This window comes from Cupriavidus sp. 21MJTG02-4, assembly GCF_057798975.1.
On record NZ_JBYOJP010000024.1, the window covers coordinates 1 to 14,810 of the forward strand.

Consider the following 14,810-nt stretch of genomic DNA (forward strand, 5'->3'; position numbering starts at 1 on the left):
GCGCAGTAATGCGTTAAGCTAACCAGTACTAATTGCCCGTAAGGCTTGATCCTATAACCAGTGTGTTTTAGCCTGGTGGGTCGATCGCCTTGTGCTGAGCGATACAGCACAACCCAAGACTACAGAACTACATCCCGAATTGGTGAGGTTGACCGCGTCAGCCTCACAACCCTTTATGCCTGGTGACCATAGCGAGTTGGAACCACCCCTTCCCATCCCGAACAGGTCCGTGAAACGACTCCGCGCCGATGATAGTGCGGATTACCCGTGTGAAAGTAGGTCATCGCCAGGCTCTTACAATGCAAAACCCCTCGACAGCATGTGCTGCGAGGGGTTTTTGCTTTGGTGGCGCCGGATTGGCGCGGACCACCCCACAACGTATCGGCCAGCGCGCCCGTGCATCTCTTTGCTTATCTCTGTCGGAAACATCGTCGAACTCACCGCCACCAAATAGCGTTGTAGATCAGTAACAAGCTTGACTTCTTCTCACGTCATTTCTAGGTTTATCTGTACTCAACGGCGTGCGTAGCGCACACGCTGCTGTGATAGACCATCCGGCCGGGGAGGGACGACGGTGAACCTGCACAGCAAGTCGATGCTTTGGGCGGCCATCTTTTGCTGTGTGGTGACTGTCAGTGGCTGCTCGAGGCTCAAAGCCGGCCACGTCGAGGATGAAGCGCAGCAGGCCGGCCGCAAGGCCGAGTCATTCCGGCATGCGGCGGAAGACTACTTCCGCGACATGGATCGCGGCGTGTCCCTGACCAGGGAAGAGATCCAGGGCCGCAACATGTGGATCGTGTGGACCGGTGGCAATGACCGGTTCTGGGACGCGATGACGAACTACACGTTCGGCGCATTCGACCTGCTCAAGTCGATCAGCTCCCATCCAGGCCAGGGCTATTCGCGCGATAACCGCTGGGCCTATCTTGGCCTCCTCAACGAGCCATGCTTCAGCAAGCCAGCCGGACCGGATCCGCAGCGTTTTGGCTTGTGGCTGGACCAGCGCGCCAAGGATTGCCCGGCCGATCCGTTCGAGAACGAGCAGGCGTACCCGGGGGTCAAGACCGGCGCGCGCGGCACGACGTTCGCCAGTGGCCAGAAGCTTCCGGTCGGCTCGTACTACGGCTACCCGACCGGCATTGTCGGCCTGCGGCTCTTTCCCAATCCCGCCTTCGACGAGAAAGCCGCCAAGGCCTGGGACGCGGAGCGCTACTACACCGATCCGTCCTACTACAACCGCGCCGATCTCGTCCGGCCTTACCGCGTGGGCATGTCTTGCGGCTTTTGCCACATCGGCCCGAGCCCGATCCATCCGCCAGCGGATCCCGAGCATCCGCAATGGGCGGAACTCAGCTCGACCGTCGGCGCGCAGTATATGTGGGTCGACCGTCTCTTCATCCACAACGCCTCTACGCCCGCGGGCAAGCAGAACTTCATGTTCCAGCTCGTCCATACGTTCCGCCCGGGGGCGATGGACACCTCGCTGGTCTCGACCGACAACATCAACAACCCGCGAACGATGAATGCGCTCTACGACCTGATGGCGCGCATGGGCGTGGCCCGGCGGCTCGGACAGGAGACCATCGCCGGCGGCGAGAAGAACAACAAGCAGCTGAACGATTTCGTCCAGAGCGGGGCGCTTTCGGAGTTCTACAAGGCGCCCGATACGGTCTGGACACCGCACGTGCTGAAGGACGGCGCCGATTCCGTGGGCGTACTCGGCGCACTGAATCGCGTCTACCTGAACATCGGGTTGTTCAGCGAGGAATGGCTGCTGCATTTCAATCCGATCCTCGGCGGCAAGTCGATCTCGCCAATCGAGATCTCGGTGGCGCAGAAGAATTCTTCCTACTGGCGTGCGACGGAGGCGGGCTCCTTCAACATGGCCGCGTTCCTGCTGAAATCGACGCCCGCCGACCACCTGGCCGACGCCCCCGACGGCAAGGCCTACCTGGCCGATCCTGCAACGCCCGATGGTGCCAGCTTGTTGAACCGGGGCAAGACCGTGTTCGCGGAGACGTGCGCGCGCTGCCATTCGAGCAAGGGACCGCCGCCGCCAGCGGACCTGCAGATGCGCGACTGCGGCGGCGACAAGTACCTTGGTTGCGTCCAGCGCTATTGGAAATGGACCCAGACCGACGACTACAAGGCAAAGATGCGCGACATCGTCAGCGCGCCGGACTTCCTTGCCAACAATTACCTGTCGAGCGATGTGCGCGTGCCATCGACGCTACTGCGCACGAATATCTGCAGCCCGCTGGCCACCAATGCGATCCGCGGCAATATCTGGGACAACTTTTCTTCGCAAACCTACAAGAGCCTGCCGTCGGTCGGCACCGTGACGCTGTACGACCCGTTCACCGCCGAGCGCTGGCCCTACCGCATGCCGGCCGGTGGCCGCGGTTATACGCGGGTGCCGTCGCTGATCAGCATCTGGTCGACCGCGCCGTTCCTGCTCAACAATTCGCTCGGGCCATTCAGCAGCGATCCTTCGGTCAAAAGCCGCATGCAGGTCTTCGACGCATCGATCGAACAGCTTTTGTGGCCCGAAAAGCGTGCCCATGACACCGTGCTCGGCACGAAAGTCCCGGGCGTGATCGACCGCACCACGGAACGCAGCCAGATCACCATTCCGGTCGGCTTCGTGCCGGATGCGCTGCGGCCCATGGAGGACCTGCTCCACCGCTGGGTGCCCTGGCTGGTGGGGGAGAGCGGCGACGTGACCATCGGCCCGGCTCCGGCACGGATGCCGGTGAACCTGCTGGCGAACTTGCAGCCGCTGTCGGAGACATCCGACCCGATCGCCAAGGCTGACCACGCGGCCAAGGTGCTGAAGCTGCTGCTCAAGCTCAAGGGCGACCTCGCGTCAGTGCCGGAAGGCGCGACCGACGATGACCTGCGCAAGATCTATGCGGATGTGGTCAAGCCGATGCTGTCGCTCAGCAAGTGCCCGGATTTCGTGGTCAACCGCGGCCACTACTTCGGCACCGCGGAGTTCAACAACCAGGACGGCCTGAGTGCCGACGAGCGGGCGTTCGGCAAGGAACCTGTGCTGAGCGATGACGACAAGCGGGCCTTGATCGCCTTCCTGAAGACGTTCTGACCATGCAAGGCCGACGACGTGGCGGGGGGCTATGTCTGGGCGAGATGAAACGGAATGGGACTACGTAGTCGTCGGATCCGGCGCTGGCGGCGGTACGCTGGCCGCACGCCTGGCAGAGGCAGGCATGCGCGTGTGCGTGCTGGAAGCCGGCTGCGATGCGCGCGCGCATGAGATGTCGTGCATGCCCGAGGACTACGACGTGCCGGGCTTCCACGCCTGCGCCAGCGAGAACCCGGCCATGGCATGGAATTTCTTCGTGCGCCACTATGCCGATGACGCCCAGCAGCGCCGCGATCCCAAATGCGGGCCGTCGGGCGTGCTGTATCCGCGCGCGGGCACGCTCGGCGGCTGCACCGCGCACAACGCGCTGATCTTCGTGTATCCCCACGATGCGGACTGGGATTATATTGCCGACCTGACCGGCGACCCGTCCTGGACGGCAGCACGCATGCGCGGATATACGAAACGCGTCGAGCAATGCCACCATCGGCCGCTGTGGAACCTGGCGCGTCGCTTTGGCCTGGACCCTACGCTGCACGGATGGGACGGCTGGCTGCACACGGAACGTGCGATGCCGCTGGAAGCGCTGGCCGACGATGCGCTGGTCCGCGTCATCATCGGCTCGATGGAACTGGCCGCGCGAAGCGTGCCACGGCGCCTGCGCGCGTGGCTGCGGCTGATCCGCTGGCAGGGCGATCCCAATTCGCGGCTGTGGGGGCGGCGCTGCTTTCACGGCGTCTGCTACACGCCGCTGACCACACAGCGCCATGCGCGCCACGGTACGCGCGAACGTCTGCTGGACGTGGCGCAGCGGCATCCGGCGCGGCTGCATATCGAAATGGATGCACTGGCCACGCGCGTCCTGTTCGACCACCAGGACAACGCCTGCGGCGTCGAATACCTGAAGGGCCGGCATCTCTATCAGGCCCATGCAAAGCCCAACGCAGAGGCTGGCGAGCGGTGCCAGGTCCGCGCGCGGCGCGAGGTCATTCTTGCGGGCGGCGCGTTCAACACGCCGCAGTTGCTGATGCTGTCCGGCATCGGTCCGGCCGATCATTTGCGCAAGCACGACATTCCGGTACGCGTGGACCTGCCCGGCGTCGGCCGCAACCTGCAGGACCGTTATGAGATCGGTGTCGTGAACCGGATGTCGCGCTCCTGGGCCGTGCTTCATGGCGTGAAATTCATGCGAGACGATGCGCCGTATCGCAGCTGGTTCGATGCGCGCGACGGCGTCTACACCACCAACGGCGTGGCGACGGCGGTGATTCGCCGTTCAGGCCGGCGCACGCCGGTGCCCGATATGTTCTGCATGGCACTTCTGGAGCGATTTGTCGGTTACTACCCCGGCTACTCCAAAATCTTTGCGGAGCACGACAACATGCTGACGTGGGCGATCCTCAAGGCGCACACGCGCAACCGCGCCGGCATCGTGTCACTGCGTTCGGGCGATCCGCGCGACGTGCCCGATATCGACTTCCGGTATTTCGAGGAAGCCGATGATCCGAAGGGCGAGGACATGCGCGCGCTGATCGGCGCGATCCGCTTTGTGCGAGGGCTGGCCCAGCCGCTGGCGCAGCAGGGGTACATCGCGCAGGAAGAGCTGCCCGGCACCCACGTCCAGAGCGATGAGGACCTGGCCGGCTATATCCGCGACAATGCCTGGGGCCATCATGCGTCGTGCTCGTGCCCCATCGGTGCACGGGCTTCGGGCGGCGTGCTGGACAGCCGTTTTGGCGTGCATGGCACGCGTCGGCTGCGTGTGGTGGATGCCTCGGCATTCCCGCGCATTCCGGGCTTTTTTCCGGTGAGCGCCATCTACATGATGGCCGAAAAGGCTGCCGACGAACTGCTGGCCGCTGCACGGGCCATGCCTTGACCCCGCCATGAAGCGCAGAGCGTTCATCTTCGGTGGTATCGGCGCAATCGGCGCAATCGGCGCGGCAGGCGCTTTGCTTGTCGGCTGGACCGTGCTGCCCGTGCGCCAGCGCCTGACCACGTCGGTGCCGCTGCCGACGCAAGGCACCGAGGTGGCGCTCAACGGATGGGTCAAGATCGACGCCGACAACAGCGTCACCATCATGATGTGCCGCTCGGAAATGGGGCAGGGCGTGCATACCGGTCTGGCGATGATCCTCGCCGAGGAACTCGATGCCGACTGGAGTCGCGTGCGCGTGGAAAACGCGCCGCCCGACAAGATCTTCAACAACCTTCAGGTCGTGGTGGATGGGCTGCCTTTTCATCCGGACGATCATCGCCTGATCCGCCGCTATGCGGACCATGTCACGCGCAAGCTGATGCGCGAGATCGGCGAGATTGCCACGGGCGGATCCTCCGGCCTCAGCGACCTGTGGATGCCCATGCGCGAGGCTGGGGCTTCGGCCCGGGCCATGCTGGTGTCCGCGGCGGCGCAGCGCTGGCGGGTGACCGAATCGGAATGCCGCACGGAAGGTGGCAGGGTACTGCATGGCTCGGGACGTTCCGTGACATTCGGCGAGCTGGTTGCCGATGCCGCGCGCCAGCCGATGCCGGACAAGGTCCCGCTCAAGGCGCCGTCCGCATTCCGCCTGATCGGCCGCCCGCTGCACAGGCTCGATGCGGCGGCAAAGACCAATGGTTCGGCGCGCTTTGGCATCGATGCCTTGCCACCTGGGCTGCTGTACGCGAGCGTGCTGATGTGCCCGAACGTCGGCGGCCGCGTCAAGCATGCCGACGTCAGTGCCGCCCTGGCGCAACGCGGCGTTGTGAAGGCCTTTGTGGTGCCGCCTTTCAACGGCGGCACGGGTGGCGTGGCCGTGATTGCCGACAATGCGTTCCGCGCGATGCAGGCGCTGGATGTGTTGAAGGTTGACTGGGATCCTGGCCCGGCAGCGGGGGCATCGAGTGCCAGGCTGATGGCGCGCATCGCCGCGGCACTGGATCGGGATGATGGCCATGAATACTATGCGCGTGGCGATGTCGACGAGGTACTGCGCAGCGCCGCGAAGGTGATCAGCGCCGAGTATCGCGCGCCCTATCTTGCGCACGGCGCCGTCGAGCCGATCAATTGTACGGTCCAGTACGAGGACCATGCGGCAACGGTGTGGGTCTCGACCCAGGTGCCCGGCATTGCCCGCGCCCATGCCGCAAAAGTCCTTGGCCTGCGGCCCGACCAGGTCAACCTGCAGGTCATGATGCTGGGTGGCGGTTTCGGCCGGCGCCTCGAGGCGGACTTCGTCTCGCAGGCGGCCGCGATCGCGCGCGAGGCCAAGGGGCGGCCGGTGCAGACCCTCTGGACGCGCTCGCAAGACATGATGCACGACTTTTACCGGCCGGCCTGCGTGGCGCGGTTGCGGGCCGGTCTCGATCGCGAAGGGCGGCTCGTGGGCTGGCAGGCCCGTTCGGCAGGGCAGGCGATCGTACCGGAGATGCTGGCGCGCGACTTCGGCTTCCCGCGCGTTCCCGTCGACAAGACCGTCGCGGAAGGTGCCTACGACCAGCCCTATGCATGGCAAGCGGCCCGCGTTTCCCATGCGAATGTCGAGCTGCCTATTCCAGTCGGCTTCTGGCGCTCGGTGGGGCACTCGCACCAGGCCTTCTTCACGGAGTGCTTTCTCGATGAGTTGGCGGTGGCGGCGGGCAAGGATCCGGTTGCGTTCCGCGCGGCCACGCTCGGCGAGCATCCGCGTCACCTTGCCGTGCTGCAGCGCGTGGCAGCGTTGTCGGGCTGGAACCAGCCGATGGCGCGCGCGGCCGACGGTATCGCGCGCGCACGCGGCGTGGCGCTGCACCAGTCGTACGGAAGCATCGTCGGGCAGGTGGCAGAGGTCTCTGTCGCGCGGGACAAGACCATCCGCGTCCATCGCGTGTACTGCGTGATCGATTGCGGTACGCCGGTGAATCCGAACCTGATCCGCCAGCAGGCCGAGAGCGGCATCCTCTTCGGCTTGTCGGCGGCGTTGCTCCAGGAAATCACCTTTGCGGATGGCGTCGTGCAGCAAAAGAATTTCCATGACTTCCCGGTGGTGCGCATGGCGGATTGCCCGGCGATCCAGACCGAGATCATCGCCAGCGCCGAGGCCCCGCAGGGCACGGGAGAAGTCTGCACACCACCCATTGCGCCGGCAGTTGCCAACGCGCTGTATGCATTGACCGGCCAGCGGCTGCGCGCGCTGCCGCTGAAGCTCGCCTAGCCCAGGAGGACAACCATGGCGACCCTGAACGTAAACGGCAAGCCGGTCAGCGTGGACGCGGAGCCCGAGATGCCACTGCTCTGGATACTGCGTTGCGACCTGGCGCTGACGGGAACCAAGTTCGGCTGCGGCGTGGGCATCTGCGGCGCCTGCACCGTGCATGTCGATGGCAAGGCCGAACTCGCCTGCCAGCTGACTTTGTCGAAGTTGGGCCCGGCCATGAAGATCACGACCATCGAAGGCGTGCGGGGTAAGGAGATCGACGCCGTCAGGGCGGCGTGGCTCGATGTCGACGTGGTCCAGTGTGGTTACTGTCAGAGCGCGCAGATCATGGCCGCCTGCGCGCTGCTCAAGGCGAGGCCGAAGCCCACCGATGCGGACATCGACGCGGCGCTCGGGAACATCGTCTGCCGGTGCGGCACGTATCCGCGCATCCGCGCGGCGATCCACCACGCTGCCGGGCAGGGGCCGCGCGGGTAGGGTTCAACCCGGGCTGGGTTGTGCCGTTGCCGACTGTCCTGGCTTGCGCAGCATCTTGTCGACTTCGCCGGCGTGCAGTTCCTCGACCTGGATCTGCTGACGCGCATATTCTTCCAGCGCCACCGAACGGCCTTCGACGAGGCCTAGCAGTTCGCGGTACAGCTGCAGCGCAAGCGTCTCTGTCGCAAGGGATTCGCGCAAAATCGAAGCGATATCAAACGTATGGCTGTCCAGCAGCTTGCCGATGCCCAGCGACGGATAGGCGCCGAGCGTCGTGATCCATTCGCCGGCCAGGTGGGCATGCAGCAACGATTCGTTAGCCTGCTCGCGCAGCCACGACACGATCGGGATGCGTCCGAAGCCAAACACAAGGAACGAGTAGTGCGTGTAGCGCACCACGCCGGCGAGCTCGGCTTCGAGTATTCGATTCAGCACGCCGACGACTTTGTCTTTCTCGAGTTCCGTCATGGCAATCCTTCCTGCAGCGTGGTATCAGTGGCTTTGGTGTACCCGACGGGTCGGGCTGTTTCATTCTAGTCGCCGGGCGTACACTGTCCGCCGATTCCGGTTAGTCGCCGATGCGCGTGTCTCACCCGAACGGGGCGAAACCGCCCGGTCATGAAGATCCGTAGCTGAAGCGAGGATGCGAAAGAAGAAAGAATGCGGCTCTGGCCTTAGTTTTTTTCTTGCTCGGCCATGAAGTAAACCTATTTCCGGCCCGTGTGGAGAAACAGTACTCTATGCAGGGCAGTGGCTGGATGTGCCAGGCCTTGAGCCGTGCGGTGGGATCAAACGATCCAATAACGAACGATCTGGATGCAACTAAGCAAGGGGAACACATGTCGACTGAAGCGAAGTGTCCGTTCAATCACGCCGCCGGCTCGGGGACATCGAACCGTGATTGGTGGCCCAATCAGCTGAACCTGAGTATCCTGCGCCAGCATTCTTCGCTGGCCGATCCCATGGAAAAGGGGTTCAACTACGCCGAGGCTTTCAAGAGCCTGGATCTGGCGGCAGTGAAGAAGGATCTCACCGCGCTGATGACTGACTCGCAGGACTGGTGGCCCGCGGACTTCGGCCACTACGGCGGTTTGTTCGTCCGCATGGCCTGGCATGCCGCCGGCACGTACCGTACCGGCGACGGCCGCGGCGGCGCGGGCTCGGGGCAGCAGCGCTTTGCGCCGCTGAACAGCTGGCCCGACAACGTCAACCTGGACAAGGCACGCCGGCTGCTGTGGCCGATCAAGCAGAAATACGGCAAGAAAATTTCGTGGGCCGACCTGATCGTATTGACCGGCAACGTCGCGCTGGAGTCGATGGGCTTCAAGACGTTCGGTTTCGGTGGCGGGCGCCAGGATGTCTGGGAACCGGACCAGGATGTCTACTGGGGATCCGAAAGCACGTGGCTGGCCGACAAGCGCTACTCCGGCGCGCGCGACCTTGAAAACCCGCTGGCGGCAGTGCAGATGGGGCTGATCTACGTGAACCCGGAAGGCCCGAATGGCAACCCGGATCCGGCCGCGGCCGCCGTGGATATCCGCGAGACCTTTGCGCGCATGGCCATGAACGATGAAGAGACCGTTGCGCTCATTGCTGGCGGCCACACCTTCGGCAAGACGCACGGTGCCGGCCCGGCCTCCCACGTGGGTCCGGAGCCCGAAGCCGCCGGGCTCGAAGCGCAGGGCCTGGGCTGGCACAGCAGCTATGGTTCCGGCAAGGGCGGCGACGCCATCACCAGCGGCCTGGAGGTCATCTGGACCAGCACGCCGACCCGGTGGAGCAACAACTTCTTCTGGAACCTGTTCGGCTATGACTGGGAACTGACGAAGAGCCCGGCCGGTGCCCACCAATGGAAGCCCAAGGGCGATGCGGGCGCCAATTCGATTCCGGACCCGCACGATCCGTCCAGGCGCCGTGGCCCGACCATGCTGACCACGGACCTGTCGCTGCGTGTGGATCCGGCCTACGAAAAAATCTCGCGGCGCTTCCATGAGAACCCCGACCAGTTCGCCGACGCCTTCGCCCGCGCATGGTTCAAGCTGACGCACCGCGACATGGGCCCGCGTTCGCGCTACCTGGGTCCGGAGGTCCCGGCCGAAGAACTGATCTGGCAGGATCCGATCCCCGCCGTGGACCACGTGCTGATCGACGAGCAGGACATAGCCGCGCTCAAGGGCAAGATCCTGGCTTCGGGCGTACCGGTGTCACAGCTGGTATCGGCGGCCTGGGCTTCGGCGTCGACGTTCCGCGGCTCCGACAAGCGCGGCGGTGCCAATGGCGCGCGCCTGCGCCTGGCGCCGCAGAAGGATTGGGAGGTGAACCAGCCGGCCCAGCTCGCCCAGGTGCTGGAAACCCTGGAGGGTATCCGGAACGAGTTCAATGGCACGCAAGGCGGCGGCAAGAAGGTGTCGCTGGCCGACCTGATCGTACTGGCGGGTTGCGCCGGCATCGAGCAGGCGGCGAAGAAGGGCGGCAACGACGTGAAGGTCCCCTTCACGCCGGGGCGCATGGACGCGTCGCAAGAGCAGACCGACGTGCAGTCGTTCAGCGTTATGGAGCCGATTGCCGACGGTTTCCGCAATTACCTGAAAGGCACCTACGCGATTCCGGCCGAGGCACTGCTGATCGACAAGGCGCAATTGCTGACCCTGACGGTGCCGGAACTGACCGTGCTGGTCGGCGGCATGCGCGCGCTGAACGCGAACGTCGGACAAACGCAGCACGGTGTCTTCACCGACCGCCCGGAAACGCTGACCAACGACTTCTTCATCAACCTGCTCGACATGGGCACGGAGTGGAAGCCGGTTGCGGACAGCAAGGACGTGTTCGAAGGCTACGACCGCGCAACGGGCAAGCTGAAATGGACCGGCACGCGGGTCGACCTGGTCTTTGGCTCCAACTCGCAACTGCGCGCGGTGGCCGAAGTCTATGGCTGCTCGGATGCCAGGGAGAAGTTCGTCCAGGACTTTGTCGCGGCCTGGAACAAGGTGATGAACCTGGACCGCTTCGAGGTCGCCAACCGCTGAGCGTCGGCTGACGACATAACGCGTAGCCCCAGCGGCCGGTCGCAAGACCGGCCGTTTTCTTGTGGGCGCCAGGCGCTGCACGGCTGTTGCGCGCCTGACACGAACGATGGATAGGCGAAATCACCATGGCAACGCATAATTGCCCCGTCTATCGAATCGTCACATGGCGGTTTCGCAGAGGAGACCCGTATGCCGCAGGTTCCCGCATCCGAAATGACGACCCATCAAGGCTCGCCTGGCACCATGAGCAAAACCGGGCCCCAGGCGTCCTGCGTCTTGCGCTGGTCTCCTGACCGGCATCTGAACGGCATGGCTGCAGCAGCCAGCCTCTGACCATGGCAAAGCGGGCCGCGCTGCATTGCCGGCTGCTGGCGGTGGCATTGCTGCTTGGCGGATGCGCGCGGCTGGGTCCGGACTTCCAGGCACAGCACGCGAGCTGGACCGAACAATGGAGCACCGCCGCACTCGAGCAGGCCACGCAGCCGCGGCAGCAGCCGGACCTGAGCCAGTGGTGGCAGGTTTTCAACGACCCAGTCCTGGAACGACTGATTGCCGAGGCCGATGCCAATAACGCCGGCGTCAGGATCGCCGGACTACGCGTGGTCGAGGCCCGGGCGCAGCTGGGCATTGCACAGGCCGGCCGCTACCCGCAGGTCCAGCAGGCCAGTGCGGAAGCGCTCTACGTCCATAGCCGGCCGTCCGGGGGCGTCCAGCCCACCCGTGTCTGGCAGTACAGCGCTGGCGTGGACGTAGGCTGGGAACTGGACTTCTGGGGACGCTTCAGTCGCGCGATCGAATCGGCGGATGCGGCCTACTTTGCCTCGCGCGCGACCTATGAGGACGTGCTGGTGCTGCTGCATGCGCAACTGGCCCAGACCTACTTCACCTTGCGTGCCGCACAAGCGCGGCTGCACATCGCCCGGGAAAACGCCCGGCTGCAGAAGCGCAGCTTCGAAATCACCGAGCGCCTGTTCAAGGGGGGCGAGAGCGATGAGCTCGACCTCCAGCAGGCCAAGACGCAGTACCTGGGCACCCTGAGCAGCATCCCGGAACTGGAGGGCCAGATCCTGCATGCGCGCAATGCGCTCGCGATCCTGATTGGCCGGCCGCCAGCGCCCATGCATGCATTGCTCGATATGCCCGAGAAAGAGGGCATCGTGCCGCTGATCGACCGCGCCGTGCTGCAAGATGTCCCGGCCAACCTGCTGCTACGACGCCCGGATATCCGCGCCGCCGAGCTGCAGGTGGCCGCGCAATCGGCGCTGATCGGCGTGGCGAAGGCCGATCTCTATCCATCATTGACCCTGCTCGGCAACATCGGCTGGTCGGCCAGCTCGCTGCCCGGCACACCGAACGGCTTCGTGGTGATAGCGGGGCCGAGCCTGCGCTGGAACATTCTCGATTACGGACGCATCCGCAACAACGTGCGCATCCAGGATGCCCGCCTGCAGCAGCTGATCGTGTCCTACCAGGACAGCGTGCGACAGGCCGCGCGCGAAGCGGACGATGCCGCCAGCGGGCTGATCAAGGCGCTGGAGCGCGAGGCGATCCTGGGGGAGGCGTCGACTGCCGCCAACCGCTCGCTGACCCTGGCCAATGCCCTGTTCCGCGAGGGCTACTCGGATTTCCAGCGCGTGCTGGACGCCCAGCGCGCGCTGTTTGCCCAGCAGGATGCCTACCTCGTCAACCGCAGCGCGGCGGTGGGGAATCTCATCGCCTTGTACAAGGCGCTCGGCGGCGGCTGGCAAACCGGGCAGCCGCTCGTCGATGCGGCGACGCGTCAGCAGATGGAGCAACGCACCGACTGGGGCGGGCTAATCGAAGAGGCAACGAGCGAGCCAGCCGGCAAACGCTCATCCGTGCAAGGAGGCAGACCTGATGAGTGATGTCGCTGCACCGACACCGGCACCGCCGCCGCCGCCATCAGCGGACCCCGCGCGCAAGGGCGTCAGGTGGGCGGTGGCGCTGATCGTGCTGAGCCTGGCGTGGTACCTGTTCGCGGATCGCCTTACGCCCTATACGCAGCAGGCGCGCATACAGGCCTTCGTCGTTCCGGTGGCGTCGGAGGTATCGGGCCGCGTGACGCGCGTGCTGGTCCGCAACAACCAGGACGTGCAGGCCGGCGCGGTCCTGTTCGAGGTCGATCCACAGCACTACCGCATAGCGGCGGATAGGGCGCGCGCGGACCTGGAATCGATGCGCCGGCAGATCGGCGCCAGCACCGCGGGCATCGCGTCGGCACAGGCCGCGCTGCGTGCCGCCCAGGCCAACGAGGTCAAGGCACGCCAGGATAGCGATCGCCTGGAACGCCTGTACAGCGAGGATCCCGGCACCGTATCGTTGCGGCGGCTGGAGGTGGCGCGCGCCACCCACACCCAGGCCACCAGCCAGGTCGATGCGGCCCGGGCCGAGGTGGAACGCGCGCGCGAGCAGCAGGGCGGCAGCGAAGCGGACAACGCCAAGCTGCGCAGCGCCGCCGCGACGCTGGAGAAGGCCGAGCTCGACCTTGCCAACGCGCAGGTGCGCGCACGCACCGCCGGCCTGATCACTGACCTGCGCACGGAAGCCGGTCAGTACGCCGCTGCCGGCAACCCGGTCATGACGCTGATTGCGATCCATGACCTCTGGATCAGCGCGGATATGACCGAGAACAACCTTGGTCGCGTCGAAGCCGGGACACCGGTCGGGATCGTGCTGGACGCCTTGCCGGGGCGGGTGCTTGCGGGCCGCGTGCGCAGCGTCGGCTACGGCGTCAGCGCGGGCCAGAGTCCGCCGCCGGGCAGCCTGCCCACGATCCAGAACAGCCGCGACTGGCTGCGTCCGGCGCAGCGCTTCCCGGTGATCGTCGAGATCGACAAGGGCGAGCTGGAGACGCTCAAGGGCATTCGCGTGGGCGGGCAGGCGGAGGTCATGGCCTTCCCGGCCGAGGGCAACGTGCTCAATCCGCTCGGCCGCCTGTTCCTGCGCGTGATGAGCTGGCTGTCCTATGTCTACTGACGGCGGCGTGGCGGGTGCGGTCGCGATTCGCGGGCGTCGGGCGCTGCGGCTGGCGCTTGGCACCGCGCTCTGCCTTGCCACCAGCTACGCGTTGAGCTGGCCCATCCCGATGGTGGCCCCGGTGCTTGGCGCGTTCGTGCTGGCTTCGCTCGACCGGCCGTTACCTGCAAAGGCCGCCGTGGGGCTGGCATTGGTCGCCATGCTGGCCACCGGCAGCGGCCTGCTGGTGGTGCCGTTCCTGAGCCAGTACCCGTTCAGCGGGGTGCTGATCACCGGCCTCGGACTGTTCCTGGCCTTTCGCTATGGCCTGCGGGGCGGCAACAGCCTGGTCGGCACGTTCCTGGCGGCTGGCCTGACCATGGTTTCGGTGGCGGGGACCGCGGACCTCGGCCTGGCCCTGACCGTGGTGGCCGCGCTCGTCAAAGGGTTGCTGCTTGCGGTGACGGTCCTGGCGCTGTGTTTCTGGCTGATTCCCGAGCCGGCGGCCTGGCCGGCGCAACGGCGTCCGCCGGCGGTGTCGCAAAGCACCGCCGACTGGATGGCGCTGCGCGCGGCGCTCGTGGTCATGCCGCCTGTCCTGCTGGCGCTGGGGGACCCGGCGGCCTATATGCCAATCCTCATGAAGGCGGTCAGCCTGGGGCGGCAAAGCTGCACGACGGCGCGCGGCGCCGCCCGCGAGCTGATTGGTTCCACGCTGCTCGGCGGACTGCTGGCCGTCCTGTTCTGGTGGGCCCTGGGCCTGTTCGTGCATCTGTGGATGTACTTTCTCTGGATGTTCCTGTTCTCGTTGCTGCTGGCGCGCAAGCTCTTTGCCGGACCTGCCGGCCGGCTCTCGCCAGGCTTCTGGCTCAACACCCTGGTGACGCTGATCATTCTGCTGGGCCAGTCGGTCGAGGACAGCGCGGCCGGCAAGGACGTCTACCATGCCTTCGCAGTCCGCATGGGCCTGTTCATCGGGGTCACACTGTATGCCTGCCTGATGCTGGAACTGCTGGAGCAACGTAGCCGCCCTTCGCCCTCCACGCCCTGACA

General features: G+C 65.4%; 9 protein-coding genes and 1 rRNA gene. 9 read left to right on the forward strand and 1 reads right to left on the reverse strand.

Features of this window, described 5'->3' with window-relative positions:
• The first annotated feature begins 178 nt into the window (after positions 1-178).
• The 5 genes from rrf to AC3FKH_RS31125 all read left to right on the forward strand — a co-directional run bounded on the left by rrf (position 179) and on the right by AC3FKH_RS31125 (position 7,755).
• Positions 179-292, forward strand: a 5S ribosomal RNA gene (rrf, locus tag AC3FKH_RS31105).
• A 282-nt stretch (positions 293-574) separates the two neighbouring features.
• The gene (locus AC3FKH_RS31110) at positions 575-3,103 is read left to right on the forward strand and encodes a hypothetical protein (RefSeq protein ID WP_488679531.1); all 2,529 of its coding nucleotides are present in this window, start codon (positions 575-577) and stop codon (positions 3,101-3,103) included.
• 31 nt (positions 3,104-3,134) lie between these two features.
• Positions 3,135-4,982 (forward strand): GMC family oxidoreductase, encoded by a 1,848-nt coding sequence (locus AC3FKH_RS31115; RefSeq protein ID WP_488679532.1) that lies wholly within the window; start codon positions 3,135-3,137, stop codon positions 4,980-4,982.
• Positions 4,983-4,989: 7 nt separating this feature from the next.
• Positions 4,990-7,275, forward strand: a complete 2,286-nt coding sequence (locus tag AC3FKH_RS31120; protein ID WP_488679533.1) for a xanthine dehydrogenase family protein molybdopterin-binding subunit — start codon at positions 4,990-4,992, stop codon at positions 7,273-7,275.
• A gap of 15 nt (positions 7,276-7,290) precedes the next feature.
• Positions 7,291-7,755 carry a (2Fe-2S)-binding protein gene (locus AC3FKH_RS31125; RefSeq protein ID WP_488679534.1) on the forward strand — a complete coding sequence of 155 codons (465 nt, stop codon included), beginning with the start codon at positions 7,291-7,293 and terminating at the stop codon, positions 7,753-7,755.
• A gap of 3 nt (positions 7,756-7,758) precedes the next feature.
• On the opposite strand, the gene AC3FKH_RS31130 is transcribed toward AC3FKH_RS31125, so the two are convergent.
• On the reverse strand, positions 7,759-8,223 hold the full coding sequence (locus AC3FKH_RS31130) for a ferritin-like domain-containing protein (protein WP_483711335.1): 465 nt from the start codon (positions 8,221-8,223) through the stop codon (positions 7,759-7,761).
• Between the two features lie 371 nt (positions 8,224-8,594).
• Between AC3FKH_RS31130 and katG the strand changes: the two genes are divergently transcribed.
• From katG to AC3FKH_RS31150, 4 genes are all read left to right on the forward strand, one after another.
• A complete protein-coding gene (katG, locus tag AC3FKH_RS31135) occupies positions 8,595-10,781 on the forward strand; it encodes a catalase/peroxidase HPI (protein WP_488679535.1) in 2,187 nt (728 codons plus the stop codon).
• A gap of 335 nt (positions 10,782-11,116) precedes the next feature.
• Complete coding sequence (locus tag AC3FKH_RS31140; RefSeq protein WP_488679536.1) at positions 11,117-12,667, forward strand: TolC family protein; 1,551 nt, start codon at positions 11,117-11,119, stop codon at positions 12,665-12,667.
• On the forward strand, positions 12,660-13,778 hold the full coding sequence (locus AC3FKH_RS31145) for an HlyD family secretion protein (RefSeq protein WP_488679537.1): 1,119 nt from the start codon (positions 12,660-12,662) through the stop codon (positions 13,776-13,778). The genes AC3FKH_RS31140 and AC3FKH_RS31145 overlap by 8 nt, the downstream gene beginning before the upstream one ends.
• On the forward strand, positions 13,768-14,808 hold the full coding sequence (locus AC3FKH_RS31150) for a DUF2955 domain-containing protein (RefSeq protein ID WP_488679538.1): 1,041 nt from the start codon (positions 13,768-13,770) through the stop codon (positions 14,806-14,808). Before AC3FKH_RS31145 ends, AC3FKH_RS31150 begins: the two co-directional genes overlap by 11 nt.
• Positions 14,809-14,810 lie beyond the last annotated feature (2 nt).

What these genes read in the sequence shown, in the direction of transcription:
- AC3FKH_RS31120 (WP_488679533.1), top strand. Translation starts at nt 4,990, where the DNA reads ATGAAGCGCAGAGCGTTCATCTTCGGTGGTATCGGCGCAATCGGCGCA.
- AC3FKH_RS31125 (WP_488679534.1), top strand. Translation starts at nt 7,291, where the DNA reads ATGGCGACCCTGAACGTAAACGGCAAGCCGGTCAGCGTGGACGCGGAG.
- AC3FKH_RS31115 (WP_488679532.1), top strand. Translation starts at nt 3,135, where the DNA reads ATGTCTGGGCGAGATGAAACGGAATGGGACTACGTAGTCGTCGGATCC.
- AC3FKH_RS31130 (WP_483711335.1), bottom strand. Translation starts at nt 8,223, where the DNA reads ATGACGGAACTCGAGAAAGACAAAGTCGTCGGCGTGCTGAATCGAATA.
- AC3FKH_RS31140 (WP_488679536.1), top strand. Translation starts at nt 11,117, where the DNA reads ATGGCAAAGCGGGCCGCGCTGCATTGCCGGCTGCTGGCGGTGGCATTG.
- katG (WP_488679535.1), top strand. Translation starts at nt 8,595, where the DNA reads ATGTCGACTGAAGCGAAGTGTCCGTTCAATCACGCCGCCGGCTCGGGG.
- AC3FKH_RS31150 (WP_488679538.1), top strand. Translation starts at nt 13,768, where the DNA reads ATGTCTACTGACGGCGGCGTGGCGGGTGCGGTCGCGATTCGCGGGCGT.
- AC3FKH_RS31145 (WP_488679537.1), top strand. Translation starts at nt 12,660, where the DNA reads ATGAGTGATGTCGCTGCACCGACACCGGCACCGCCGCCGCCGCCATCA.